Below are 25,298 nucleotides of genomic sequence, written 5' to 3' on the forward strand. Positions count from 1 at the left end.
CTCATTTTCGAGAGACCTCGACCTCTATCCCGGCAACGACGCGCCAACCACCTCTACACCCTCATCTGTGAAGAGCCACCAATCCGGCGGAGAAGGCCCCGGTCACCGCCGGCGCCGACCACCCGGTGCCGGTGCCGATGCGGCCCGACAGCACCGTGAAGGCGTAGTACAGCACTCCCCAGCTGGTGATTTCGGTGACGCAGAGTGTTAGCAGCACCGTGCGCAGACCGGCACCGCGGCCGGCCTGCGCGGGTTCTGGTTGTGGCGAGATCATCCGCCAATCGGGTTGAGCGACAACGTCAGTGGCTGCGGACTGACCGGGCCACCACAGCAGCCGCCTCCGTTGGCGGCACCGGGATCGTCGAACAGGCCCGCGCCCCCACACACCCCGGTGTCAGGCAGCACCAGCTCCACCCGCCGGGCCGCCTCGTGATCACCGGCCAACTCAGCGGCGACACTACGGACCTGCTCATAACCGGTCATCGCCAAAAACGTCGGCGCGCGGCCGTAGGACTTCATCCCGACGATGTACAGATCCGGTTCCGGGTGGGCGAGCTCAACTGCCCCGTGCGGGGCTACGCTGCCACACGAATGCAGATTCGGATCGATCTCGGGGGCGAGCTTGGCGGGGGCCTGCAGGATCGGATCGAGATCGATACGCATCTCGGACAGGAACGACAGATCCGGTCGGAACCCAGTCAGCACCACCACATGATCGGCGGCCGGGAGCGCCCGGCCATTCTCGGCGGTCACCACGGCCCGCCCTCCGGCGACCTCGACACGCTCGGTGCGGAAGCCGGTCACCAACCGGACCAGACCTTCATCGACAGCCTGACGGGACCGCACGCCCAACGCGCCACGCCGGGGAAGCTCGTCGGCAGCACCCCCGCCGAACGTGTCAGCGGTGACGCCCCGGCGCAACACCCACGACACCGTGGTCGCCGGCTCCTCGCGGACCAGTTCGGCCAGCTCGATCACCGCGGTCATCGCGGAGTGCCCACTGCCGATTACCACCGCATGCTTACCCCGCAGCGCAGCCACCTCGACCGGCGAGGGCGGAGTATAGGAAACCAACCCGGCTTCGGCGGCACCCCGCTCACCGAGGGCCGCAACACCGTCTGCACCAGCAGGATTGGGCTGGCCCCAGGTACCAGAGGCATCGATGACCGCCCGCGCATCCAGGCGCGACTCGACACCGTCTTCATCCACGACATGCACCACGAACGGTTGCTCCGCGCGGCCGTCACTGACCAAACGATCGCGCCCGCGCCGTGACACCGCCACCACCCGCGTCCGCACGCGAAGCCGTTGCCCCAGCGCACGGGCCAGCGGTACAAGGTAGGCGTCGATCCACTCGCGACCGGTCGGGTAACCCGTGTCCGGCGCCACCCATCCCGTGGACTCCAGCAGCCGTGCGGCGGCGGAGTCGATCAGCTCGGTCCACGGCGAGAACGTGCGGACGTGCGCCCACTGCTCGATCGCCGCACCGGCACCGCCGCCGGCTTCCACGACCAGCGGCTGCAAGCCCCGCTCCAGCAGGTGCGCAGCGGCGGCCAGACCCTGCGGACCGGCACCGATGACCACGACGGGCAAAGCACTCATCACCACTCCTCATATCGATGACCCTCGATGGATCAACCTTCTTCTACCCATCGATGTTTGTCAATGCGTATGCGATGATCGATTCATGTCGCGCACCGCCCAGCCTCTGGCGATCGGGGATCTTTCTGCGTGCTGTTCACCTCGAACCGGCGGTGTGATCAGCACCGAGACCGCTGAACGACTGGCCGCCGCCTGCAAAGCACTGGCAGATCCGGCGCGGGTCAAGCTCCTGTCGCTGATCGCGGCATCCAAGAACGGGGAAGCCTGCATCTGCGACCTGACCGCACCGCTGGGACTGAGCCAGCCCACCGTGTCGCACCACATGAAACAACTCGCGGACGGGGGTTTGGTGAACCGTGAGCAGCGCGGCAAGTGGGCGTACTACCGGGTCGAGACCGACGCGCTGACTCGACTCGGCGTCGCCATCGCCACCAATTGGACCTCGGACTCCCGCTGACGCGGCTTTCTGTCGCCACGGTGCACGGTCAGAGATACCGAAAAGACTCCAAAGGGTTTTCGGCGGCAGGTCATCTGCACAAAGAGGTCAGACCCCTCACAAAGAGGGGTCTGACCAGGCGTGGCAGGTACAGGATTCGAACCTGTGTAGGCGTTAGCCGACGGATTTACAGTCCGCTCCCATTGGCCGCTCGGGCAACCTGCCGGGTGTCGCACCGCCGGACTCCGGTTTGGTGCGAGGAGAAGACTACAACGAGGATGTACCGAAGACGAAAACGGCCCACGCCGAGACAACACGGAGAGGGAGGATCCAATGGCGGATTCCAGCTTTGACATCGTCAGCAAGTTCGATCGCCAGGAGGTCGACAACGCGCTCAACCAGGCAGCCAAGGAGTTGGCGACCCGGTTCGACTTCCGCGGTACCGACACCACCATCGCCTGGAAAGGTGAGGAGGCCGTCGAGATCGTCAGCTCCACCGAGGAACGGGTGAAGGCCGCGATCGACGTGTTCATCGAGAAACTGGTCCGCCGCGACATCTCGATGAAGGCGTTCGAGGCCGGTGAGCCGCAGCCGTCGGGCAAGACCTACAAGGTGACCGGCACGCTCAAGCAGGGCATCTCCAGCGAGCAGGCCAAGAAGATCACCAAGATCATCCGCGACGACGGCCCCAAGGGCGTCAAGGCGCAGATCCAGGGCGACGAGATCCGCGTCAGCTCCAAGAAGCGCGACGACCTGCAGGCGGTGATCGCCCTACTCAAGGGCGCCGACCTGGATGTGGCGCTGCAGTTCGTCAACTACCGCTGAGCCGAAAACACAGAGCCCGGCGACGGTGACCGTCTCCGGGCTCTGTCGATCCAGACGCGCTACTACTGGGACTCTGGGTCGGTTCCACCGTTCAAGATGGCGCGGACGAACTGACCCGGCGCGGCCGCGAGGCTGCCGGCGATCGTCTGCGGCGCAGTCGCAATCTGCTGCGCGCCGAGCGCGGCCTGCGCTGGCAGCGTCGCGATACCCGTGAAGAGCTGGCCGGGCACGGCAGGCAGGCCGCACTGTTCCACCCTGCCGCCATTGTCGTCAGGCGGGCAGCCCGTGCCCGCCAACAGCTGCTGCGGGGCACCCACCAAGCCGCAGGTGCTGTCCTGCTGAGCCGGCGCGTCAGGCTGCGCACAGCCCCGCCCGGCCAGATTCCCGGGCGCCACCGCCAGACCGTCGACGATCTGCTGCGGCGCCTGCACCACGTTGTCCGCGATGGTGCACGGAATGGACGTGAATCCCGGTGCACACGAGGCCTGGGCGGGCGCCGCGACGGTGAACCCACCGAGGACCGCGGCGCCGATCAATGCGGCGATGACGAAGATGCTCTTCACTGCTGCTCCTATGAGGAAGTTGACGTGATCGCCAACGCGCAAATGGAATACGCACAGCGTAGCGCCTCTATGGCTTTACTGTGAGCTTGTTTTGATCGCTACGAGGCTCGTTCCGGTCGCACGATCCATTCACTGACATGTCGTTATGTGCAGAACCCTGACGGAGCTGCAAGTTTGCGGTATCGACACCCGGCAGCTTTTTTGCATAGTCAATTAAATTTGCTGAAGCCCTTTTGCGAAGTCAAATACATCGAGGGGAATACGACCCGCGGTACAAATCGAAGAGCCCAGAGACATCTGATGTCTCCGGGCTCTTCGGTTGGCGCGAAAGGGCTACTGCGACTCGGGGTCGGTGCCGCCGTGGGTGATGGCGCGGACGAACTGGCCCGGCGCGGCCGCGAGGCCACCGGCGAGCTGTCCCGGAGCGGCCGCGAGGTTGCCCGCGATGGTCTGCGGCGCGGTGGCGATCTGGTTGGCGCCGACGACCGCCTGGACCGGCAGCGTCGCGATACCCGTGAAGAGCTGGCCGGGCACGGCGGGCAGGCCGCACGCGGTGTCGTTGCCGTCATCGTCCTTCGGGCAGCCGACACCGACCAACTGCGGCGCGGTGGTGGCCAGGCCGTTGGCCACGTCGACCGGTGCCGACGCGACGTTGGTGACGATCGTGCACGGGATCGACGTGAACGACGGCGCGCACGCCGCCGAAGCGGGCGCGGCGAACGCGAAACCGCCGGCGGAGGCGGCGCCGATCAGGCCGGCGACGATGAGGGTGCTCTTCACTACTTCTCCCCGAGATAGACGTGTTGTTGCATATGCAAGAGAATGAGGCTCAGCCTAACGCCTCGGTGCGAGATTTGTGCGCCGCTCGGACGACATCACTTGTCCGCCGGTCGGATGACTGATCCTGGCACGCCGAAGCGGCGACCGCAGGACGGTCGCGATGCCGTGCGAAGGGTCAGCCGTCGCCGAGAAGTTCCTCGGTGATCGGGCGGCCGATGGTGGCCCCGTCGTCGCGGTGGTCGGTGGTGTCGCGGCACTCCCCGAAGATGGTGTACGCGACGCGGCCGTCCACGTGGGCGCGTCCCATCACCACCATGACGCCGTCCTTGTTGATGACGGTGCCGTACGGCTTCTTGCCCGGCGGCGGCCCGTCGGTCCAGCCGGCGGCCACCATGGCGTCGGCGACCCGGCGCGCGTACGCGTCCGGCGCCATCCCGGCCGGCAGCACGGAGCTCATCTCCACCTTGCCGCGGTACGGCGGCTCGCCCTGGTCGTTACACGACTCGAACGAGAAACCGCCCGAGACCCCTTGTAACCCAGCGACTTTGCGCAACTGTCTGCCGACGTCGACCACCTGCTGGGTGGACTGGTCCGCGGTCAGCGGGTCGGCCGGCCAGTCGGGATCGGGATGTCCGGGATTCATCCCACATCCTCCTAACATCAACATGGCGGCGATGGTCGCCGTGGCCTTACCTGTATTCATGCTCTGTGGTCACCGAACTTCCTGCGCGCTCTGCCTCGGGGTCGATGAATGCCGGCGAACCGGGGATGTCGGAATCGAGGTGCGGCAACGGGATGTCGATCCCGAACGGCAGCTCGACGTGGCTGGGCGTGGTGATGTGCGGCTGACGGCGCGCGTCGGCCAGTAACCCATCCCCCGCCAGCCGGTCGGCGTTGCCGCTGGCGATATCGGTCATGGCGCGCAGTGATTCGCTGCCCATGTCGTAGTAATGCGAGTGGTCGTGCACGCTCCAGCCACCGTGGCCGGCCACTTCGGCGCGGAACCGCACCGACCCGAACTCGTCACCGGCGGGGTCGGCGCCCAGACCGGCCTGCAACCCGACCGGGTAGCCGAGTTGCTGATTGAGCACATTGGCCGGGATGGCACCCGGCGTGCCGATCCAGCTGACCGGGTCGGTGGATGCCGAACCGACGTACACCTTGCCACCGTCGAGGTGGAAGTCCGCCGCACTCTTCGCCAAATCCGTTCCGGGAGAGCCGATCAACACGGCGTCGTTGGCGCGCATCCCGCTGCCGGCGAACGCGTCGGCGACCGTGGTGGAACCGTAGGAATGCCCGATGACCGTCACGTGGGAGGCGCCCTCGTGGGTGGCGGACAGGCCGTTGACGTCCGCGGCCAACAGCGAGCCGCCGTAGCGGGCCAGATCGGGATTGGCCACCCGGGGATCGGTGAAGCCGTCCGGTGCGTCGTAACCCATCCACATGATGACGGCCGTCGGGTCGTCCGGATCCGCAAGCTGGGACTGGTCGTAGAGCTTGATGGCATCGTCGTGGCCGTCGGCCAGCCAGCCGTCCCGCACGCTGCTGCCGGTTCCCGGCACGATCACCGCCGTGTTGCGGGCCTTGTCCGGATTGCCGATCGCGATCGCGGCCCGGCCCTGCCCGTTGTCGGCCAGCGGCCGATAGCCCCACAGCAGCACCGGCCGCGGGTTCTCCGGATCGGCGCCACGCTGGTGCGCCAGGCCCTCGCTGGTACGCCGGGCGTTGTAGAACCGGGTCGCGTCTTCGGCGGTCAGCCCGTACTTGGCGGGGTCCTTGATGACGTCGTCCTCAGATATTCCGTTGCGGCCGGCGACCTCTCGCACGCGGTTCAGGTCGTCGTTCATCACCGCTCGGTTCACCTTGTCGCGGATCTCGGCCGGGATACCGTTGAGGTTGCCCAGTTCGGCGGGATGCTCGGCGACGTACGTCTGCCGCTGTTCGGCCGTCAGCGCGTCCCACCACTTCTTCACGTCCTCGGGTGTGGTGCCGGCCGCGGGGATCTGAGGCGGGGCCGGCACCCCGGGTGGCTGCTGCCCGACCGCCCCACCGGCCGCCGCCCGCACGGCATCCGCCGTCTCGCGGTCGATCTCGTCGTACAGTTCCAGCAGCTTCTTGACAATTGCGGTCCATGCCCGGCCCAGGCCGGCGAACACCGGAGGCAGGAACGGGGGCGGCGTGCACGTTCCGTCGTCGGCCACCCGCCACCCCAGCGCGCGCAGCCCGGACACGATGGACAGCAACCCGATCCGGGCCGAAGACAATTGGGCGCCGCCCCGCTGCAATGCCGCCCGGCAGGCCACCAGCCGACCACGCACCTGCTCCATGTCGGTGATCTGACGCTGCGCGCGGGCGACCGCGGCATCCGCGGCCGCACCCGTCCACGATCCACGCAGCGCGGCGATGATCTGCCGCTGGCCGGCGATGGCGGAGTCGAGCTGGGCGATCGCGCCGCCCAATTGGGTGGCTGCGGTCAGCAGCGTCTCCGGCTGTGACGCCGCCACCTGTGAGACTGAAGCCACCGAACCCCTCCACCGACTGAATTGATCGTCGCACAGCCCGCGGGGGTTTCCGCGCAACAATCGAATCGGCCCCCAACCGGGGACGCTCGACCTAACCTGGCCGCATGGCAGCCGTGCAACGCGAACCGAATGTCGTCGTCCTTGGTGGTGGCTCGTGGGGCACCACCGTCGCGTCGATCTGCGCGCGCCGCGGCCCGACCCTGCAGTGGGTTCGCTCGGAGGACACCGCCAAGGACATCAACGTCAACCACCGCAACTCCCGCTACCTCGGCGACGAGGTGGCGCTGCCCGACGGCCTGCGGGCCACCACCGACTTCTCCGAGGCGGCCAACTGTGCCGACGTCATCGTCATGGGTGTGCCGTCGCACGGGTTCCGGGGCGTGCTGGTGGAGCTGGCTCGCGAGCTGCGGCCCTGGGTGCCGGTGGTGTCCCTGGTCAAGGGCCTGGAGCAGGGCACCAATATGCGGATGAGCCAGATCGTCGACGAGGTGCTGCCCGGGCACCCGGCCGGCATCCTGGCCGGTCCGAACATCGCCAGGGAGGTCGCCGAAGGTTATGCCGCGGCGGCGGTGCTGGCCATGCCGGACCAGCATCTGGCGGCCAATCTCGGGAACTTGTTCCGTACCAGGCGGTTTCGCACCTACACCACCGATGACGTGGTGGGCGTCGAGATGGCCGGTGCGCTGAAGAACGTGTACGCCATCGCGGTGGGCATGGGCTACTCACTGGGCATCGGCGAGAACACCCGCGCCATGGTGATGGCCCGCGCCGTCGCCGAGATGTCCAAGCTCGGGGTGGCCATGGGTGGGCATCGCGATACGTTCGCCGGACTGGCCGGGATGGGCGACCTGATCGTCACGTGCACGTCGCAGCGCAGCCGCAATCGCCATGTCGGCGAACAGCTCGGCCGGGGTAAGTCCGTCGAAGAGATCATTGCCGCGATGAACCAGGTGGCCGAGGGCGTGAAGGCCGCCTCGGTGATCATGGAATTCGCCGAGGAGTACGGGATCACCATGCCCATCGCGCGGGAGGTGGACGGGGTGATCAACCACGGCGCCACGGTCGAAGACGCCTACCGCGGACTGATGGTGGAAAAACCCGGCCACGAGGTGCACGGCTCGGGATTCTGATAACCGCGAGCGCGACGGTCAGTTGAAGAACGGGTTGCGTGCGGTGCCCTCGGGACGGTCGACCAGCGGATTGGTCTGGTTGACGATGAAGCTGCCGGACGGGCTCAGCACGAAGCCCGACTGGTCGAACGAGTTCTGGCAGGTGGTCATCACGCCGTCGGTGCCGCACGTGATGTTCTTGTAGCTGATCTTGTTGTTCGGCAGCAGCGGGTTGATCTTGCCGACGAGCGACCCGTAGATCGAGGCGTTGGTCATCGCGAAGGCGGGTGGCCCGACCTGTCCGCCCGTCACGGCGTTGGCCTCGACCGGCGGGGCAGGGATCTGCCCGCCGCAGCCGTAGTCACCGGTGGTGCGCATCATGATGCAGGTGAGTCCGCCCGGCACGACGAAGGCGTACATCGATCCGTCGTTCAACATGAACTGTGAGGGCTTGGCCAACTCGTAACCGCTGATGTTCGGGGGCGGCGGTGGCGGCGGGGCCGGGTCGGCCGCGGAGATGCCGGGCACCCCGACCGCTGCCGCGCCCACGGCGCCCACCAGCGCGGTCAGCATCTTGCACAGCATGGCCACACCCTAACTCGGTCATCTCGCGCAGGCCAGATCAACGTAAACCGTGGTGCAGCGAACCACCTGCTGGGCGTTGCCGCGCGGGAACGCCGTGAGCTCGGTGCTACCGCGGCCCGGCCGCACCCCACTGGCGCTGCACCGGTCGATGGAGCCGGCGCCGACCTTGGTGGTGATCACGCGGTGGCCCTCGGCCTCCAACTGGTGCATATCAAATGCAAACAATGCAATTCCGGCCGAATTCATACCAATATCGGGGACGGAACCAGCGGCAAAACGACGGTGAAAGTCGTTTTATCAGAGGATGATTCGACGCTCACCGAGCCCTTGTGGGCTTCCACGATGGACGCCACGATGGCCAGCCCGAGTCCGGTGCTACCCAGCTCCCGGGACCGGGACTTATCGGCGCGGACAAATCTCCCGAACAGGTTCGGCAACAATTCCGTGTCAATTCCCGGACCGTCGTCGGTGACCGTCAGCCGGGCGTGGTCCCCATCGGTGCCCAGCCCGATCGTCACCGTCACGCCAGGCGGGGTGTGCATCCGCGCATTGGCCAGCAGGTTGCCCAGCACCTGGTGCAGCCTGGCCCGATCACCACGGACCCACACCGGCGCGTCGGGCAGTTGCGTCACCCAGTAGTGCGACGGCGCCGACACCGCGATGTCGTTCACCGCGTCGACCACCAGATCACCCAGATCGACGTCGTCGGTTTCCAGGTCCTGTCCTTCACCGAGCCGGGTCAGCAGCAGCAGATCCCCCACCAGACCCGTCATCCGGCGGGCCTCCGCCTCGATGCGCGCCAGGGCGTACTCGGTGGTCGGTGGCAGCTCGGCACTGTCCTGCCGGGTCAGCTCGGCATAGCCCTGGATGGCCGCCAGCGGGGTCCGCAGTTCGTGGCTGGCGTCCATCAGGAACTGCCGGGTCCGCCGGTCGGAGGCCGCCAGTTCGGACAGCGCGCTGTCCACGTTGGCCAGCAGCCGGTTCAACGCCTCGCCCACCACCCCGACCTCGCTGTCGGGATCGGTGTAGCGCGCCTGCACCCGTGCGGTGATGCGGTGATCGTCGGCGTCCAGACGCAGGGTGGCCACCTTGGCCGCGGTCGACGCGACCCGGCGCAGCGGCCGCAACGCGTACCGGACCACCATGACCGTGCCCAACGCCGTCACCACCAACGCGACGACGATGATCACCGCCAGCGTCACCGTCTTGCGGGCGATCACCTGGTTGGCGCTGTCCAGCGACACCCCGCACACCAGGAAGTCGCCGTCACTGGATGGCTCGGCGGCCATCCGGTAGGCGCCCAGCTCGGGCAGCTTCACCGTCCGCGGCCCTGCTCTGGACCAGTCCATATTGTCCAGCGCGGTCACCACCGCTCTCGGCGCGGGCCGCGGTTCACCGTCGGAGAACACCGCCGACTGCACCACCTCGCCGTCGCGCACGAGCGCGATGAGGTTGCCCGGGGCCTGCCCGACGAACGCCGACAGGGCGTCGGCGTCGATCACATGCCCTTCGTCATCCTGCTTGAGCCGGAACTTGTGGAACGAATGGCTGAACGCCGCCAGCGAGCGCGACAACTCGGTATCGCCCATGGTGCCCACATACGTGCGCAGGCTGTACACCGACAGCACGCCGACCGCCAACAGTACGACGGTGACGACGGCCGTCACACCGAGCACCAATTGCCGGCGCAACGACCGGGGCCACCAGATCACGCCGGATCGCTGGACGGCCGCAACATGTAGCCCACGCCGCGCACCGTGTGGATCATCGGCGCACGATCGGTGTCGACCTTCTTACGCAGATACGAGATGTAGAGATCGACGATGCTGGACTTGCCACCGAAGCCGTAGTTCCACACCCGGTCCAGAATCTCGGCGCGGCTGATCGCCCGGCCCGGATTGCGCATCAGGTACCGCAGCAGTTCGAACTCCGTGCCGGTCAGGGCGATCGGCGCGCCGTCCCTGGTGACATCGCGGCTGGCACCGTCGAGCTTGAGGTCGCCGACCGTCAACACCTCGTCGGCAGGCGGGATGGTGTGGCTGGACCGGCGCAGCAGGCCACGCAGCCGGGCCACCAGCTCTTCCAGGCTGAACGGCTTGGTCATGTAGTCGTCGGCACCGGCGGTCAGGCCGGACACCCGGTCCAGCACCGAATCCCTGGCGGTGAGGAACAGGGTCGGCGTGTAACCCTGAGCTTCCCGGACCCGCTGCAAGATCTGCATGCCGTCGATATCGGGCAGCATGATGTCGAGCACCACCACGTCGGGTTCGGTCTCGTCGAATTTGGCCACCCCGTCTTTGCCGTTGTGCGCCACGTCGACAACCCAGCCCTCGTAGTGCAGAGCCATCTTGACCAGATTGGTCAGCGCCGGCTCGTCGTCCACCAGCAGCACCCGGATGGGCGACCCGTCGGCGCGATGGATCTTGGGCAGCTGGCCCAGGATCGCCTGGCGCGGCTGATGGGTACGGGGAGGTAGCGACATCGTGGCCATACACCCATTCTGCGGACCGTGCAGGGCACTGTCACGGACTTCATAGCGAGTTCTTAGATGTTACAACGATATGACTCACGTCACTTTGCCCAGGGCCAAGTGACACGCAACGAAACAATCTGCGGTACAAAGCCTTTCACAGCACAATGAAAGGCAGCACACAGAAGAAGATTTGGGTTCGATATGCAAGTCCGGATCTTCCTTGACCGCACGTCAACACGATAAATACTCTCGCCCTTAGCAATTGCCCGCAGAACATCGTAAAAGTCTGCAATGCAAGCTATTTCGTTCCAACGGCGACAAAGACGTCGTTTGTGCCCACATTCCCGCGATGGAGTTTTCACATGCGACAAACAATTCTGCGGTATGACCTACCTGCCTCGCTGGTGGTGTTCCTGGTCGCCTTGCCGCTATCCCTGGGCATCGCGGTCGCCTCCGGCGCACCGGTGCTGGCCGGCCTGATCGCCGCCGCCGTCGGCGGGATCATCGCCGGCGCACTGGGCGGTTCACCCTTGCAGGTGAGCGGCCCCGCCGCCGGCCTCACGGTGATCGTCGCCGGCCTGGTGGCCGAGTTCGGCTGGAAGGTCACCTGCGCGATCACCGTGTGCGCCGGGATCCTGCAGGTGCTGTTCGGCCTCAGCCGCGTCGCCCGCGCGGCGCTGGCCATCTCCCCCGTCGTCGTGCACGCGATGCTCGCAGGCATCGGCATCACCATCGCGCTGCAGCAGGTGCACGTGCTGCTCGGCGGTAGTTCACACAGCTCGGCATGGGCGAACGTGACCGAACTGCCCGGCCAGATCGTCTCCGCGCACGGCCCGGGGCTGTTCCTCGGTGCGCTGGTGATCGCGATCCTGGTGGGCTGGCGTTGGGTACCGGCGCGCGTCCGCAAGGTGCCCGGGCCGCTGGTCGCGATCGTGGGCGTGACCGCGCTCAGCGTGGTCGCCTCCTTCGACGTGCCCCGGATCCAGCTCGACGGCTCGCTGCTGGACGCCTTCGCCCTGCCGAGCCTGCCCGAGGGCAACTGGGGTGCGTTCGTCACGGGTGTGCTGACGGTGGCCCTGATCGCCAGCGTGGAGAGCTTGCTGTCGGCGGTGTCGGTGGACCGCATGCACACCGGTCCGCGCACCGACTTCGACCGTGAACTGATCGGCCAGGGCGCGGCCAACATCGCCTCCGGTGCCGTCGGCGGGCTGCCCGTCACCGGCGTCATCGTGCGCAGTTCCACCAACGTCACCGCCGGCGCGAAGACCCGGGCGTCGGCCATCCTGCACGGCGTCTGGATCCTGGTGTTCGCGGTGCCGTTCGCCGGACTGGCCCAGCTGATCCCGTCGGCGGCGCTGGCCGGACTGTTGATCGTCATCGGCATTCAGCTGGTCAAGGCAGCGCACATCGAAACAGCCAGGCGCACAGGTGATCTCGCTGTCTACGTGGTCACCGTGCTGTGTGTCGTGTTCATGAACCTGCTGGAGGGTGTGCTGATCGGGCTGGCCCTGGCCGTCGCCCTGACGGTCTGGCGGGTGGTGCGCGCCAAGATCGCCGCCGAGGAGGTCTCGGACAACCACTGGCGGGTCGACATCGAGGGATCGTGCACGTTCCTGTCGCTGCCGCGACTGACCAGCGTGTTGGCCACGGTCCCCGGCGGCACACACGTCACGGTCGACCTGACCGTCGACTTCATCGACCACGCCGCGCACGAGGCCATCGAGGAATGGCGCCGCCAGCACGAGGCATCCGGGGGCACCGTGCACATCCACGACCTGGGCGCCGTCGAGATGGGCAGTGCGGTGGACGGGCCGCCCGAGCGCGGCTTCACTCCGTTCGACAAGCGTTCCGGCGTGGTGCCCTGGAGCTCCTGGCAGCAGAAGCAGGCGCCGTCGGTGCTGGACGGCTTGGCCACCTATCACCGCAGGACCGCGCCGGTGCTGCGCCCGCACCTCAAGGAGCTGGCCGACGAGCAGCAGCCGAAGACGCTGTTCCTCACCTGCGCGGACTCCCGGGTGGTGCCCAACGTCATCACCAGCAGCGGCCCCGGTGACCTGTTCACCGTCCGCAACGTCGGCAACATCGTCGCGGCCGGGCAGAAAGATGCCTCGGTGGAGGCGGCCATCGCCTTCGCGGTGGACCAGCTCGGCGTGTCCTCGATCGTGGTGTGCGGGCACTCCAGCTGCGGTGCGATGAAGGCACTGCTGCACGGCGCTCCGGACGACGCGCACCTGAAATCCTGGCTGGCACATGGCAATCCGACGCTCGAAGCGTTCGGCGACGGCGGCCATCCGGTCGCCCGGTCGGCGGCGGTCGCCGGCTTCGGCCGAGAGGACCAACTGTCGATGGTGAACATCGCGGTTCAGGTGCAGACCCTGGCGCAGCATCCCCTGGTCGCGGGCCGACCCGGCGTCGAGGTGATCGGGTTGTTCTACGACATCGCCAGCGCCGGCGTGCTGCGGGTCACCCCGACCTATGTCGAGACCCTGGTCGGCGCGGCCTGACCTGATGACTTCGGCGCGCTTACCCGCGGTGACCGCGGGTAAGCGCGCCGAACTCGCTGGGGGTCAGAGGCGGCGGCCCGCCATCCCCTCCAGGCGGCGGATCCGGTCCTCGATCGGCGGGTGGGTGGAGAACAGCTTGCCGATCTTCTCCCCGGCCCGGAACGGGTTGGCGATCATCAGGTGCGCCTGGTCGGCCAGCTGCGGCTCGGGCGGCAGCGGTGCGGCCTGCACACCGTAGGCGATCTTGCGCAGCGCGCTGGCCAACGCCAGCGGGTCACCGGTCAACTCGGCGCCGGACTGGTCGGCCTGGTACTCGCGCGACCGGGACACCGCCAGCTTCACCACCGTCGCGGCGATCGGGCCGAGCAGCGAGACCAGCAGCAGGGCAAACGGATTGGCACCGCCCTCGCGGTTCCCGCCGAACATGCCCGCGAACATGGCGATATTGGCCAGTGCGGTGATCACCGAGGCCAGGGCGCCGGCCACACAGGAGATCAGGATGTCGCGGTTGTACACGTGCGACAGTTCGTGGCCCAGCACGGCGCGCAGTTCACGCTCGTCGAGGATGCGCAGGATCCCGGTGGTGCAGCAGACCGCGGCATTGCGCGGGTTGCGCCCGGTGGCGAACGCGTTGGGCGCATCGGTGTCGCTGATGTAGAGCCGGGGCATGGGCTGGCGCGCGATGGTCGCCAGTTCCCGCACGATCCGGTACATCGCCGGTGCCTGCATCTCGGTGACGGGCTGCGCGTGCATGGCCCGCAACGCCATCTTGTCGCTGTTGAAGTACACGTAGGCGTTCATGCCGACCGCGAACAGCACCGACAACCACAGGATGGACGGGTTACGGAACAGCGACCCGATGAAGACGATCAGTGCGGACATGCCGACCAGCAGCACAAACGTCTTCATCCGGTTGGCATGGGGATGCCAGGTCATCGGTTTCCCTTCCTACGAAAGTCGTCGCAACATCTAACGCCGCGCAACCCCCGCAGGTTCCTCAGTACTCACTCAGCCGTGCCGGTTGACGGTGTAGTCCACCAGCGTCGCCAACGCGGCCCTCCCCGGCCCGTCCGGCAACAGGTCCAGCTCGGCGCGGGCCTGCCGGGCGTAGTCGGCGACCGCCTCCTTGGCCCGCGTCATGCCCGCCGACCGGCGCAGCAGCGCCAGCGCCTCGGCCACCTCGGCATCGTCGTCGACGGGGCCGTCCAGCAGCATCCGCAGCCGGTCACCGTCGGCACCGGGTTCCCGCAGGGCATAGAGCACCGGCAGGGTGTGCACGCCTTCCCGCAGGTCGGTGCCGGGCAGCTTGCCCGACTCGTCGGGATCGCTGTCGATGTCGATGATGTCGTCGGAGATCTGGAAGGCAGTGCCGACGATGCCGCCGAGACGGGCCAGCCGCTCGATCTGCTCCTCGTCGGCGCCGGAGAAGGTGGCGCCGAACCGGCCCGACGCGGCGATCAGGCATCCGGTCTTCTCGTAGACCACCTTCAGGTAGTGCTCCACCTCGTCGGCACCCGTCACCGCGCCGCGGGTCTCCCGCATCTGGCCGGTGACCAGCTGGGCGAAGGTGTCGGCGATCACCCGCACCGCGTCCGGGCCCAGCCGCGACACCAGCCGCGACGCCGTCGCGAACAGGTAGTCACCGGCCAGGATGGCGATGTTGTTGCCCCAGCGGGCGTTGGCACTGTCCGCGCCGCGGCGGACCTGGGCCTCGTCCATGACATCGTCGTGATACAGGGTGGCCAGGTGCACCAGCTCGATCACCGCACCCGCGATGGCCACATCGGGATGGTCGGGCCGCGGTCCCAGCGACGCCGAGAGCACCGTGAACAGCGGCCGGAACCGCTTACCGCCGGCCTGGAACAGGTGCTGGACGGCCTCGGCCATCAACTCATCGGCTTTGCCCAGCTCGGTGGACATCAGGTCCTCGACGCGGGCCACCCCCTCGCGTACCCGTGTGGCAAACTCCGGGTCCCCGAAGTCCACCCCCGCCACCACGCTCGCCGGTGTCCTCATTCGTCCAACATACTGTGAGGCGTTATGAGGCGAGCAGATGTGGTTGTCGTCGGGGCCGGGCCGGCCGGTTCCTCGGCGGCCGCATGGGCCGCCCGTGCCGGGCGCGACGTGCTGGTCATCGACTCGGCGCAATTCCCGCGTGACAAGGCCTGCGGCGACGGCCTGACGCCGCGCGCGGTCGTCGAGCTCGAACGGCTCGGGCTCGGCGACTGGCTGGACGGCCGGATCCGGCACCACGGTCTGCGGATGTCCGGATTCGGGGCCGATGTCGAGATCCGGTGGCCCGGGCCGTCGTTCCCGTCCACCAGCAGCGCCGTACCGCGCACCGAACTGGACGACCGCATCCGCATGGCCGCCGCCGACGAGGGCGCCAAGATGCTGTTGGGCACCAAGGTGGTTGACGCTGCGCGTGACTCGCGGGGGCGGGTGACCGCGCTGGTGCTCGCCGACGGCACCGAGATCGCCGTCGGCACCGTGATCGTCGCCGACGGTGCCCGCTCGACGCTGGGCCGCGTGCTGGGGCGGCGCTGGCATCAGGACACCGTCTACGCGGTGGCCATCCGCGGCTATGCCGGCAGCCCGCGCGCCGACGAACCGTGGCTGACATCACATCTCGAATTGCGTTCCCCCGAAGGCGATGTGCTGCCCGGCTACGGCTGGATCTTCCCGCTGGGCAACGGCGAGGTGAACATCGGGGTGGGCGCGCTGGCCACCGCGAAGCGGCCCGCCGACGTCCGGCTGCCGCGGCTGCTGTCCTCCTACGCCGGATTGCGGCGGGCGGAATGGGGTTTTTCCGCAGAGCCGCGGGCCGGGCTGTCCGCGCTGCTGCCGATGGGCGGCGCGGTATCCGGTGTGGCCGGCCCCAATTGGATGTTGATCGGCGACGCGGCCGCATGCGTCAACCCGCTCAACGGGGAGGGCATCGACTATGGGCTGGAGACCGGCCGGCTGGCCGCCGAACTGCTGGACTGCAGCGATCTGTCCGCCGCTTGGCCCGCCGTGCTCACCGAGCATTACGCGCGTGGGTTCTCGGTGGCGCGCCGGCTGGCCCTGCTGCTGACCTATCCGCGGTTCCTGCCGTCGACGGGGCCGCTGGCAATGCGGTCGGAGTTCCTGATGACCGTCGCGGTGCGGGTGATGGGCAATCTGGTCACCGACGAGGACGAGGACTGGATCGCCCGGGTGTGGCGGACGGCCGGGCGGGCCTCACGCCGGCTGGATCAGCGCAAGCCGTTCAGCTGAGCGCCCCCAAAATGCCACGTTCTGCGCCGTGTCACTGCGCAGACACGGCCGCTCGCGTGAGGATCAGCGGTACTCGCACAGGTAGGCGGTCTCGACCTCGGTGCGCACCCCGAACGAACTGTCGCCCGGCACGGTGAACTGCGTTCCGGCGGCGAAGGTTTCCCACTCGTCTCGGCCGGGCAGCTTGACGGTCAGAGCACCGGAGACGACGTGCATGATCTCCACCGACGAGGTGCCGAACTCGTATTCGCCGACGGCCATCACGCCGACGGTCGCGGGCCCGCCGGCCGTCCTGAAGGCGATCGACGCGACGTCACCGTCGAAATACTCGTTGACCTTGAACAACACGGCTCCTCAGTTTTCCGATGAGCGGTCAGGATACCTACACCACGAACTTCAGCACGCCGAGGATCCCCTGCTCGTCGGCGGGCACCCGGACGCACTCGTCCAGCGCGGACTGCAGCGCGTCGGTGTCGATCTCGGTACCGATGAACACCAGCTCGGTACCGGCCCGCCGCGTCCGCTCGAACCGCACCGAGCCGCCGACCAACTGCAGCAGGTACCGGTGCGCCGGGCCGAAGTCCACGAAACCCTTTGCGCGATAAAGTCCTTGGGGACGGTCCCGCAACAAGTTCATGAACAGGCGTGGATTCAGCGGGGTGTCGCACGGGAATTCGATGCTCTGATAGGCCGGGTGCTCGTGGTCGTCATGGTGATGCTCGTCGTGTAGCAACTCGTCGAAGGACATCTGCGCGCGCAGCGGTCGCGGTGCCGGGTCGATCAACAGCCGCGGGTCGACCTTGGCGAAATCCGTGGGCACGATGGGCGCCACCGGATTGAGCGCCCGCACCGCCTGCCGCACCGTCACGAGGTCCTCGGCGACCGACACCTTGTTCAGCACGATCAGATCGGCGACGCGCGCGCCGTGCTCCAGACCGGTGGGTGCGACGGCGTCGACCACCAGCACCAGGCCGGCATAGTGAAACCTGTTGTTGTCCACCGCCATGATGGTCCGGGCCAGCGCGGGCGGCTCGGCGATACCGCTGGCCTCCACCACGATGAGGTCGAGCCGGGGTTTCACCGCCGCCAGCTTGCCGAGCATCTCGGCCACCTCACCGTCGTCGGTGACACAGCAGATGCAGCCGTTGGTCAGTGCGGCCATCGCGTCGACCTGGCCGGCGACCAGCATGGCATCGATGTTGACGGCACCGAAGTCGTTGACCAGAGCGCCGATTCGCGCACCGGAGCCGTTGCGCAGCAGATGGTTGAGCAGGGTCGTCTTACCGGCGCCGAGGTGGCCGGCGACGGCCAGCACGGGAACACTCACGCCTGCCCGCCTCAGTCGACGGGCGGTTTCACCGCCGCGTGCAGCGCGACGATGCCGCCGGTGAGGTTACGCCAGCGCACCGAGCCCCAGCCGGCCTCGGCGATGCGGCCGGCCAACGCGGCCTGATCGGGCCACGCCCGGATCGACTCGGCCAGGTACACATAGGCATCCGGGTTGCTGGACACCGCCGACGCCATGGCCGGCAGCGCTTTCATCAGGTACTCCTTGTACACCGTCGCGAAGGCGCGGTTGGTGGGGGTGGAGAACTCGCACACCACCAGCCGCCCGCCGGGGCGGGTCACCCGGGCCATCTCCCGCAGGCCGGCCACGTGGTCGACGACATTGCGCAATCCGAAGCTGATGGTCACCGCGTCGAACACGCCGTCGGCAAACGGCAGCCGGGTGGCGTCCGCACCCACCTTCGGCACCGCCCGGCCCTTGCCCGCGGCCAGCATCCCCACCGAGAAATCGGCCGCCACGCACCAGGCGCCCGAGGCCGCCAGCTCCACCGTCGACACCGCGGTGCCGGCAGCCAGGTCGAGCACCGTGTCTCCCGGCCCGACACCCAGCGCCGCCCGCGTCTGCCGCCGCCAGAACCGGTCCTGCCCCAGCGACATGACGGTGTTGGTCAGGTCGTAGCGGCGAGCGACGGCGTCGAACATCGACGCCACCTCGTGTGGGTCTTTCTCCAGCGTCGCGCGGTTCACCGCTCCAAAACTACCTGTGAGTCTCGGGCTTGCGGGAATGGCCTCGACGGTGGGGGCCTTGAAAACGATCAGGTGCACCGAAGAAGAGAGGGACGATATGACGGAGAAAGTCTGGTTCATCACGGGGGCGTCGCGCGGCTTCGGCCGGGAATGGGCGATCGCCGCCCTGGAGCGCGGTGACAAGGTGGCCGCGACGGTCCGCGACACCGCCACGCTGGACGACCTGGTGGGCAAGTACGGTGACGCGCTGCAGCCCCTGCGCCTGGACGTCACCGACCGGGAGGCCGATTTCGCGGCGGTCGCGCAGGCCCATGACCGGTTCGGGCGGCTCGACGTGGTGGTGAACAACGCCGGGTACGGGCAGTTCGGCTTCATCGAGGAACTGTCCGAGGCCGAGGCGCGCGACCAGATCGAGACGAATGTGTTCGGCGCGCTGTGGGTGACCCAGGCCGCGCTGCCCTATCTGCGGGCGCAGCGCAGCGGCCACATCATCCAGGTGTCCTCGATCGGCGGCATCACCGCGTTCCCGCTGGTCGGCATCTACCACGCCTCCAAGTGGGCGCTGGAAGGCTTTTCGCAATCGCTGGCCCAGGAGGTGGCACCGTGGGGTATCCACGTGACGCTGATCGAACCGGGCGGCTTCTCCACCGACTGGGCCGGCTCGTCGGCCAAACACGCGACGCCGCTGCCGGATTACGCCGAGGCGCGCGAAGCCGCCCAGCGGGCCCGCGCCGCGCGCACCTCGAAGTCCGGTGATCCGAAGGCGTCGGCCGCGGCGGTGCTCAAGATCGTCGACGCGGACAAGCCGCCGCTGCGCGCGTTCTTCGGTGAGTTGCCGCTGACCCTGGCCAAGGCAGACTACGAAAGTCGGCTCAGGACATGGGAAGAATGGCAACCGGTGGCCATCGAAGCCCAGGGGTAGGCCCAGGGCTCGGTCGAGCCTAGGCGGCAGCGCGCCGCCGCAGGCCGATGACGGCCTCGTAGTGGCCCATCAGTTCGTCGCAGACCGCGGGCCAGGTGCGGGCCAGCACGCTGCGCCGGGCGGCCGCCGAATACCGGGACCGCTCGGCGATCAGGTGCTCGACGGCGCCGGGCAGCCGGGTTTCGAACTCGTCGACGCCCAGCAGCAGGCCGGTGTGCATCGGGGTGACCAGGTCGCGGGGCCCGCCGGCGTTGGGCGCGACCACCGGAACGCCGGAGGCCATCGCCTCTTGCACGGCCTGACAGAAGGTTTCGTGTTCACCCGGGTGCACGAACACGTCCATGCTGGCGTAGGCGGCGGCCAGTTCGGCGCCGTAGAGCGCCCCGGTGAACACCGCGCGGGGCATCAGGCCGGCCAGCTTGGCGCGGTCGACACCGTCGCCGACAATCACCACCTGCAGATCGTCGCGGGCGGCCAACCCGGCCAACCGTTCCACGTGCTTCTCCGGGGCCAACCGACCGACGAAGCCGACGATCGGCAGGCCGGCGGGTGAGAGCCTGCGGCGCAGCGCCTCGTCACGGGCCGACGGCACGAACCCGGCGATGTCGACACCGCGGCCCCATTTGTGCACCCGCGGAATGCGATGGGCCGCAAGGTCTTCCATTGCCGCGGTGGACGGCGCCAAGGTGCGGTCGGCCTTGCTGTGCAGCCGCCGGGTCCACGTCCAGGATGCCCGGGACAGCATGCCGACCCCGTAGCTCTGCGCGAACCCGGCGACATCGGTCTGGAACACCGCCACCGTCGGCACGCCCAGGTGCCGCGCGGCGTGCACCCCGCCCCAGCCCAGCAGTGCAGGCGAGGCCAGGTGCACCACGTCGGGATCGAATCCGCGCAGCACGTTGACGATTCGTGGGCGGGGCACACCCAGCGGCAGCGAGGTGACCTTCGGGAACATCATCGACGGGACCCGGTGGATACGGACGCCGTCGTGCACCCGGTCGGCCGGCGCCTGGCCGCGGGGGGTGTCGGGGGCGATGACGATGACCTCGTGGCCGGTGCGACGGAGATGCTCGATCACCCGAAGCACCGAGTTGGTGACGCCGTTGACATTCGGGAGGAAGGATTCGGCAACGATTGCAACGCGCACGAGCCCACTGTCGCAGCGGCGGTTGACCACGCGGTTGCGTGCCGGCATATGGCGTGCGAACAGCATGACAGCGGTACGGTTGCCCCTGTGCGTCCGTGGTTGGTGGTGCTGGCCTTGTTAACGCTGCTGGCCGGGGTCGGGTGCGCCAGGCAGGTCAGCGGCGCCGCGCAGCCCGATCCGGTACGCCCGATGACCGAGGTGAGCAAGGACGGCTTCGGTGTGGTCGCCGGATTCGCGGAGGCGCCGGCGCGGATCGAGATCTACACCGAGCCGCAGTGCACGCACTGCGCCGACCTGCAGCACGACTTCGGGGACGCCATCCGCTACTACATCGGCATCGGGGCACTCCAGGTCACCTACCGGCCGATGACCTTCCTGGACAAGGACGGCAATCACCATTCCGAGCGGGTTGCCAACGCGTTGTTCGTGGCCGGTGCCGGCAAGCACACCCCCGCTGTGGCATTCCAGCGGTTCGTCGAGGACCTGTGGGCCAATCAGGATCCGGGCGGTTTAGGCCCCACCGACGACGAGCTGGCCGCGATGGCCCGCAAGGCCGGGGTGCCCGACGAGCAGGCCCAGCAGATTGCCGACGGCGACGCGGCGGTGGACGCACAGGCGATGGAGGACATGAACTTCGAGTTCCTCTACGAGATCGACCCCACCGGCACCGGGACGCCGACCGTCTACGACCTCAACAAGGACCGCAAGCTCGACGTCTACGACGACGACTGGCTCAAGAAGCTGATCGACTCGGCGTGACGCGCCGGGCCACCACCTCGACGGCGACCAGCGCGGCACCGGCGACCAGCCAGCCGAGCACGGCGATGGATCCGGCCGGGACGATCGCCAACGCGGCGTTACGGTGCTGCACCCGGACCAGGTCCGGATCGGTCTTGTCGTATTCGACGTAGATGCGCATGCCGTTCTCCAGCTCCGACGGGTAGAGCACCCCGAGCTCGGGCCGGTAGGTGACGCGGTCGGGGGTGACGAATTCGATGGTCGAGCGGCGTGGGCCCGCGTCGAGCACCTCGGCGGCGGCCACCCCCATATTGCGTTCGATCTGCCGGTCGTTGACCCACGCGCCGATCACCAGCAGCACGGACTGGAACGTCACCAGTGCGGCCGCGAGCACGATGCCGACCCGGACGCGGCGCACCACCCGCTGCGCCCTGGTTTCGGTACCGTCGCCGAGAAGGTGCGGAACCACGATGCGCCACAAGGCTTCCAGCCGCCGGACCCAGGTCGGCACTAGAGCGCCGCCCTGATCGACGCGTGCAGTGCCCGCAGCGACGACCGGTCGGCCTTCACCTCCAGCACCCGCATCCCGTCATACGGTTCGGCCAGCGCCGTGGCGAGATCATCGGCCTCGATCTGCGCGCTGTCGACATGGTAGGCACGGCACAGCGCACCGACGTCCACATCGTGCGGGGTGCCGAAGACCCGCGAGGACACGTCGGAGAACCGGGGATCACCCTGTTCGAGCAATTCGAAGATGCCGCCGCCGTTGTCGTTGGACACCACGATGGTCAGGTTCTTCGGGTGCGGCTCGGTGGGACCGATCAGCAGGCCGGAACTGTCGTGCACGAAGGTCAGGTCGCCGATCAGCGCGACGGTTTTGCCCGGCGAAGCGCCGCCGCGCTCATGGGCCAACGCGGCCCCGATGGCGGTGGAGACGGTGCCGTCGATACCGGCGACGCCGCGGTTGGACCGCACCCGCACGCCCGGTGTGGCCAGTCCGACGAGCGCCACGTCGCGAACCGGGTTGGAGGCGCCCAGCACCAGCTGGTCGCCGTCGGCCAGGGCTTCGGCCACCGCGGCGGCGACGTGCAGGCCGGTGGTCAGGTGGTGCTGTTTCAGCTGGGTGTGCACCGCGGCCAGGGTGCGCCGGTGGATCTCGGCGCAGCGATTCAGCCAACCCGGCTCGGGTGCCCCGGTGGTGACCGCGCGGGTGCCGGTGGCCTGCGAATTGCCGGACACGTCGGGCCAGCGCGGGCCGGTGGTGAGCGCGAAGACCGGCACCGCGGGATCGGCCAGCAGCGCCGACACCGGGCGGTGCAGCGTCGGTCGGCCCAGCATGATCACGTGCTTGGGGTGCAGCAGCGGCAGGGCCAGCGGGTGCAGTGGGTTGGCCGGGACCGGCGCCGTGGGTTCGGCCACGGTGGGCAGTGCGGCCAGGTTGGGGTGCCGGCCGGCGCCGTGCCCGGCGATCACCACGGTGTCCGGGCTCAGGTCGATGTCCAGCGGCTGGTCGAAGCTGACCGGCGGGGTGTAGGTCCACGGTTTGCCGTCCGGCCGCCCCGCCGGGGTCTCGTCGCGGTGGTCGTCGGCATCGGGGACCAGCGGTTCGCGCAGCGGGATGTCGAATTGCACGGGGCCGGCGTTGGCGGTGCGCGCCCCGGTGGCGGCCACCAGTACCCGGCAGGTGGCCGAGCGCCATTGCGCGTTCAGGGCGGCCAGGTCGTTCTCGGCCCGGTGCTCGGCCAGGCCCAGGCTGATGTTGGCCCGCACCTGGCTGCCGAAATAGCCGAGCTGCTCCATGGTCTGGTTGGCGCCGGTGCCCAGCAACTCATAGGGTCGGTTGGCGCTCAGCACGATCAGCGGCACCCGGGCGTAGTTGGCCTCCACCACGGCGGGGCCGAGGTTGGCCACCGCCGTGCCGGAGGTCATCGCGATGCACACCGGGGCCATTCCGCCGCCGACCGCCAAGCCGATGGCCAGGTATCCGGCGGTGCGTTCGTCGATCCGGACGTGCAACCGGATGCGCCCGGCGCGGTCGGCGTCGTGCAGGGCGAAGGCCAGCGGCGCGTTACGTGAACCGGGGCACAACACCACGTCGCGCACGCCGCCGCGAACGAGTTCGTCGACGACGACGCGCGCCTGGGTCGTCGAGGGGTTCACCACGTCAGCCTATGCCCGGCCGGACGGGGTGGCTTCGATGGGCAACTCCGTGCGGCCTTCGCCGAAGAACTCCAAGATGGCGGTGTTGACGGTGTCGGGCTGTTCGATGAAACCGAGATGCCCGGCGTCACCGATCTCCAGATACCGGGCGCGCGGAATCGCGTCGGCCACCTCCCGGCCCAGGTGCGGGGGCATGACGACATCGTCGGTGAACCCGATGACCAGCACCGGCGTCGTGATGCTCTGGTAGGCGGGCAGCCGGTTGGTCTTCGGGGCGATGTCCAGCTGGCTGCGCAGGCCGGGGGTGGGCTTGGTGGGCCACATGGTGAACATCTCGGCCCAGTCCATCACCGCGCGGTCGTCGTTGAGGGTCTTGGGCGAGAAGCTCTCCAGCAACCGGATCTTGGCGTCGTAGGCGGGGGGCAGCGCGACGCCGGCGGCGGCGAGTTCGCGTTCGGCGGTGCTGAAGAACTCCCTGGCCTTGTCGTGCCTGCCGCGGGTGGCCATCAGCACGGCCTGGGTGACGAGGTCTGGGCGGGCCAGCATCAGTTCCTGCGCGATATAGGAGCCCATGGACACGCCGACGACGCGCACCGGCCCGCCGACGACGTCGTCGATCAGTTTGGCGGTGTCGGCGACCACCTGTTCGGTGGTGAAGCCGCTGGCGTTCTCGGTGGCACCGATGCCGCGGTTGTCGAAGGTGATGATGCGGTAGCCGGCACGCCGGAACGCGGGTACCTGGTGCAGATGCCAGGTGCGACCGGCGCCGCCACGGCCGGCGATGAACAGGACGGGATCACCGCTACCGCGGTCGTCGTAAGCCAGGTTCACCCGGCCGACCCTACTTGCGGGCGCGCACCTTCTTGATCGCCTGGTCCCACAGCAGCAACGTGCCGGCCTTCAGCGCGGCGGGTTTCAACAGCTCGCGCCACATCAGGGCGGCCAGCCACAGCCCGAGGTCGATACCTGCCGACACCCCGGCGCAGGTCACCACGTCGCCCTGGTGCACGATCCGCTCGTCGCCGACCGGTTCGACCCCGAACGTCTTGAGCACCGGCAGCGCCGCCCAGTGCGAGGTGGCGCGTTTGCCGTCGAGCACGCCAGAGGCGGCCAGGATGATCGAACCGGAACACACCGATGCCGTCCACGTCGCCGTGCGGCGGGCGCGCAACACAATGGCGGTTTGGGTCACCGTCTCATCGTGACCGCCGGCGGCCATGGCGTCCAGGACATGGGCTCAGAGCCGCTTGAGTACGCGATCGGTGTCGGTGCCGCGCGCGATGATCCGGCCATGCCGCGCTACACGTATCGCGCCGAGTGGTCTCCCGAAGCCAGGAAGTACATCGGCCTGTGCCTGGAATTCCCCACGCAGTTCGCCTACGGCCCCACCGCCGCGAAGGCGACCGCCGCGATCGAGCAGGAGGTGGGCGCCTATGTCACCGAGATGGTCGAGGACGGTTTCGACCCGCCGCCGTCGCTGACCGACCGCAAGTACAGCGGCCGGTTCGTGGTGCGCACCTCGCCGGTGCTGCACGGCAAGCTGATGGTGGAGGCGGCCGAGCAACGGGTGTCGCTGAATCAGTGGGTGGTGCAGAAGCTGTGCGGCCGCCCGCCGTCGCTCGACGACCTGTTCTGAGCCG

General features: G+C 68.4%; 26 protein-coding genes, 1 tRNA gene and 2 pseudogenes. 8 read left to right on the forward strand and 21 right to left on the reverse strand.

Going from position 1 to position 25,298, the window contains the following annotated elements; all coding sequences use genetic code 11:
- Positions 1-76: 76 nt before the first annotated feature.
- Together AWB94_RS27640 and AWB94_RS27645 are read right to left on the reverse strand one after the other, a co-directional pair.
- Positions 77-274 (reverse strand): annotated as a pseudogene (locus AWB94_RS27640) (MFS transporter); the annotation flags it as partial.
- A complete protein-coding gene (locus AWB94_RS27645) occupies positions 271-1,602 on the reverse strand; it encodes an NAD(P)-binding domain-containing protein (protein ID WP_062658424.1) in 1,332 nt (443 codons plus the stop codon). The pseudogene AWB94_RS27640 and the gene AWB94_RS27645, both read right to left, overlap by 4 nt.
- 154 nt (positions 1,603-1,756) lie before the next feature.
- Between AWB94_RS27645 and AWB94_RS27650 the strand changes: the two genes are divergently transcribed.
- Positions 1,757-2,059: an ArsR/SmtB family transcription factor gene (locus AWB94_RS27650; protein WP_062658425.1), complete on the forward strand. Its 303-nt coding sequence runs from the start codon at positions 1,757-1,759 to the stop codon at positions 2,057-2,059.
- A gap of 121 nt (positions 2,060-2,180) precedes the next feature.
- On the opposite strand, the gene AWB94_RS27655 is transcribed toward AWB94_RS27650, so the two are convergent.
- Positions 2,181-2,263, reverse strand: a tRNA-Tyr gene (locus AWB94_RS27655).
- Between the two features lie 108 nt (positions 2,264-2,371).
- Here AWB94_RS27655 and AWB94_RS27660 point away from each other — a divergent pair.
- Positions 2,372-2,863, forward strand: coding sequence for a YajQ family cyclic di-GMP-binding protein (locus AWB94_RS27660; protein ID WP_062658426.1), 492 nt, complete (start codon positions 2,372-2,374; stop codon positions 2,861-2,863).
- A 62-nt stretch (positions 2,864-2,925) separates the two neighbouring features.
- Here AWB94_RS27660 and AWB94_RS27665 read toward each other — a convergent pair whose 3' ends face one another.
- The 4 genes from AWB94_RS27665 to AWB94_RS27680 form a co-directional block, all read right to left on the reverse strand.
- Entirely contained in the window at positions 2,926-3,426 is a 501-nt protein-coding gene (locus AWB94_RS27665; protein WP_062658427.1) for a hypothetical protein, read from the reverse strand.
- A 333-nt stretch (positions 3,427-3,759) separates the two neighbouring features.
- Positions 3,760-4,206, reverse strand: coding sequence for a hypothetical protein (locus tag AWB94_RS27670; protein WP_062658428.1), 447 nt, complete (start codon positions 4,204-4,206; stop codon positions 3,760-3,762).
- 175 nt (positions 4,207-4,381) lie between these two features.
- Positions 4,382-4,849: a lipoprotein LppJ family protein gene (locus tag AWB94_RS27675; RefSeq protein ID WP_109762452.1), complete on the reverse strand. Its 468-nt coding sequence runs from the start codon at positions 4,847-4,849 to the stop codon at positions 4,382-4,384.
- 46 nt (positions 4,850-4,895) lie between these two features.
- Positions 4,896-6,728: an alpha/beta hydrolase gene (locus tag AWB94_RS27680; protein ID WP_062658430.1), complete on the reverse strand. Its 1,833-nt coding sequence runs from the start codon at positions 6,726-6,728 to the stop codon at positions 4,896-4,898.
- A 104-nt stretch (positions 6,729-6,832) separates the two neighbouring features.
- Between AWB94_RS27680 and AWB94_RS27685 the strand changes: the two genes are divergently transcribed.
- On the forward strand, positions 6,833-7,858 hold the full coding sequence (locus AWB94_RS27685; RefSeq protein ID WP_062658431.1) for an NAD(P)H-dependent glycerol-3-phosphate dehydrogenase: 1,026 nt from the start codon (positions 6,833-6,835) through the stop codon (positions 7,856-7,858).
- Positions 7,859-7,876: 18 nt separating this feature from the next.
- Here AWB94_RS27685 and AWB94_RS27690 read toward each other — a convergent pair whose 3' ends face one another.
- From AWB94_RS27690 to AWB94_RS27705, 4 genes are read right to left on the reverse strand one after another with little or no spacing between them, the layout of a single operon-like run.
- Entirely contained in the window at positions 7,877-8,422 is a 546-nt protein-coding gene (locus tag AWB94_RS27690) for a hypothetical protein (protein WP_234811904.1), read from the reverse strand.
- Between the two features lie 18 nt (positions 8,423-8,440).
- Complete coding sequence (locus AWB94_RS27695; RefSeq protein ID WP_131805368.1) at positions 8,441-8,668, reverse strand: hypothetical protein; 228 nt, start codon at positions 8,666-8,668, stop codon at positions 8,441-8,443.
- Complete coding sequence (locus tag AWB94_RS27700) at positions 8,665-10,134, reverse strand: sensor histidine kinase (protein WP_062658433.1); 1,470 nt, start codon at positions 10,132-10,134, stop codon at positions 8,665-8,667. Before AWB94_RS27700 ends, AWB94_RS27695 begins: the two co-directional genes overlap by 4 nt.
- Positions 10,131-10,913 carry a response regulator transcription factor gene (locus tag AWB94_RS27705; protein WP_062658434.1) on the reverse strand — a complete coding sequence of 261 codons (783 nt, stop codon included), beginning with the start codon at positions 10,911-10,913 and terminating at the stop codon, positions 10,131-10,133. The genes AWB94_RS27700 and AWB94_RS27705 overlap by 4 nt, the downstream gene beginning before the upstream one ends.
- Positions 10,914-11,257: 344 nt before the next feature.
- Here AWB94_RS27705 and AWB94_RS27710 point away from each other — a divergent pair, with 344 nt between their 5' ends.
- On the forward strand, positions 11,258-13,399 hold the full coding sequence (locus tag AWB94_RS27710) for a SulP family inorganic anion transporter (protein WP_062658435.1): 2,142 nt from the start codon (positions 11,258-11,260) through the stop codon (positions 13,397-13,399).
- Positions 13,400-13,462: 63 nt separating this feature from the next.
- On the opposite strand, the gene htpX is transcribed toward AWB94_RS27710, so the two are convergent.
- Together htpX and grcC1 are read right to left on the reverse strand one after the other, a co-directional pair.
- The gene (htpX, locus tag AWB94_RS27715) at positions 13,463-14,335 is read right to left on the reverse strand and encodes a zinc metalloprotease HtpX (protein WP_062658436.1); all 873 of its coding nucleotides are present in this window, start codon (positions 14,333-14,335) and stop codon (positions 13,463-13,465) included.
- Between the two features lie 72 nt (positions 14,336-14,407).
- Positions 14,408-15,415 carry a nonaprenyl/(2E,6E)-farnesyl/geranylgeranyl diphosphat synthase gene (grcC1, locus tag AWB94_RS27720; RefSeq protein WP_062658437.1) on the reverse strand — a complete coding sequence of 336 codons (1,008 nt, stop codon included), beginning with the start codon at positions 15,413-15,415 and terminating at the stop codon, positions 14,408-14,410.
- A gap of 24 nt (positions 15,416-15,439) precedes the next feature.
- Between grcC1 and menJ the strand changes: the two genes are divergently transcribed.
- A complete protein-coding gene (gene menJ, locus AWB94_RS27725; protein ID WP_062658438.1) occupies positions 15,440-16,657 on the forward strand; it encodes a menaquinone reductase MenJ in 1,218 nt (405 codons plus the stop codon).
- 63 nt (positions 16,658-16,720) lie between these two features.
- On the opposite strand, the gene ppnP is transcribed toward menJ, so the two are convergent.
- Genes ppnP through AWB94_RS27740 form a run of 3 tightly spaced genes read right to left on the reverse strand, consistent with a single transcriptional unit; the run spans position 16,721 to position 18,691 of the window.
- Positions 16,721-17,005: a pyrimidine/purine nucleoside phosphorylase gene (gene ppnP / locus AWB94_RS27730; protein WP_234811905.1), complete on the reverse strand. Its 285-nt coding sequence runs from the start codon at positions 17,003-17,005 to the stop codon at positions 16,721-16,723.
- A 34-nt stretch (positions 17,006-17,039) separates the two neighbouring features.
- Positions 17,040-17,984 (reverse strand): CobW family GTP-binding protein, encoded by a 945-nt coding sequence (locus AWB94_RS27735; protein WP_234811906.1) that lies wholly within the window; start codon positions 17,982-17,984, stop codon positions 17,040-17,042.
- Between the two features lie 11 nt (positions 17,985-17,995).
- On the reverse strand, positions 17,996-18,691 hold the full coding sequence (locus tag AWB94_RS27740; RefSeq protein WP_062658440.1) for a demethylmenaquinone methyltransferase: 696 nt from the start codon (positions 18,689-18,691) through the stop codon (positions 17,996-17,998).
- A gap of 97 nt (positions 18,692-18,788) precedes the next feature.
- Between AWB94_RS27740 and AWB94_RS27745 the strand changes: the two genes are divergently transcribed.
- Complete coding sequence (locus AWB94_RS27745; protein ID WP_062658441.1) at positions 18,789-19,613, forward strand: SDR family oxidoreductase; 825 nt, start codon at positions 18,789-18,791, stop codon at positions 19,611-19,613.
- Between the two features lie 19 nt (positions 19,614-19,632).
- On the opposite strand, the gene AWB94_RS27750 is transcribed toward AWB94_RS27745, so the two are convergent.
- A complete protein-coding gene (locus AWB94_RS27750) occupies positions 19,633-20,760 on the reverse strand; it encodes a glycosyltransferase family 4 protein (RefSeq protein WP_062658739.1) in 1,128 nt (375 codons plus the stop codon).
- An 87-nt stretch (positions 20,761-20,847) separates the two neighbouring features.
- Here AWB94_RS27750 and AWB94_RS27755 point away from each other — a divergent pair, with 87 nt between their 5' ends.
- Positions 20,848-21,519, forward strand: a complete 672-nt coding sequence (locus AWB94_RS27755) for a DsbA family protein (RefSeq protein WP_062658740.1) — start codon at positions 20,848-20,850, stop codon at positions 21,517-21,519.
- Here AWB94_RS27755 and AWB94_RS27760 read toward each other — a convergent pair.
- The 4 genes and pseudogenes from AWB94_RS27760 to AWB94_RS27775 form a co-directional block, all read right to left on the reverse strand.
- Positions 21,494-22,009 (reverse strand): DUF3592 domain-containing protein, encoded by a 516-nt coding sequence (locus AWB94_RS27760; protein ID WP_062658442.1) that lies wholly within the window; start codon positions 22,007-22,009, stop codon positions 21,494-21,496. The two genes, AWB94_RS27755 and AWB94_RS27760, sit on opposite strands and share 26 nt — an antisense overlap.
- Positions 22,009-23,658 (reverse strand): 2-succinyl-5-enolpyruvyl-6-hydroxy-3-cyclohexene-1-carboxylic-acid synthase, encoded by a 1,650-nt coding sequence (gene menD, locus AWB94_RS27765; RefSeq protein WP_062658741.1) that lies wholly within the window; start codon positions 23,656-23,658, stop codon positions 22,009-22,011. The genes AWB94_RS27760 and menD overlap by 1 nt, the downstream gene beginning before the upstream one ends.
- 9 nt (positions 23,659-23,667) lie before the next feature.
- Positions 23,668-24,489, reverse strand: coding sequence for an alpha/beta fold hydrolase (locus AWB94_RS27770; RefSeq protein WP_062658443.1), 822 nt, complete (start codon positions 24,487-24,489; stop codon positions 23,668-23,670).
- 10 nt (positions 24,490-24,499) lie between these two features.
- A pseudogene (locus AWB94_RS27775) lies at positions 24,500-24,832 on the reverse strand (DJ-1/PfpI family protein); the annotation flags it as partial.
- Positions 24,833-24,949: 117 nt separating this feature from the next.
- On the opposite strand from AWB94_RS27775, the gene AWB94_RS27780 reads away from it, so the two are divergent.
- The gene (locus tag AWB94_RS27780) at positions 24,950-25,294 is read left to right on the forward strand and encodes a type II toxin-antitoxin system HicB family antitoxin (RefSeq protein WP_062658742.1); all 345 of its coding nucleotides are present in this window, start codon (positions 24,950-24,952) and stop codon (positions 25,292-25,294) included.
- Positions 25,295-25,298 lie beyond the last annotated feature (4 nt).

This window comes from Mycolicibacterium canariasense (assembly GCF_002101555.1).
GTDB lineage: Bacteria > Actinomycetota > Actinomycetes > Mycobacteriales > Mycobacteriaceae > Mycobacterium > Mycobacterium canariasense.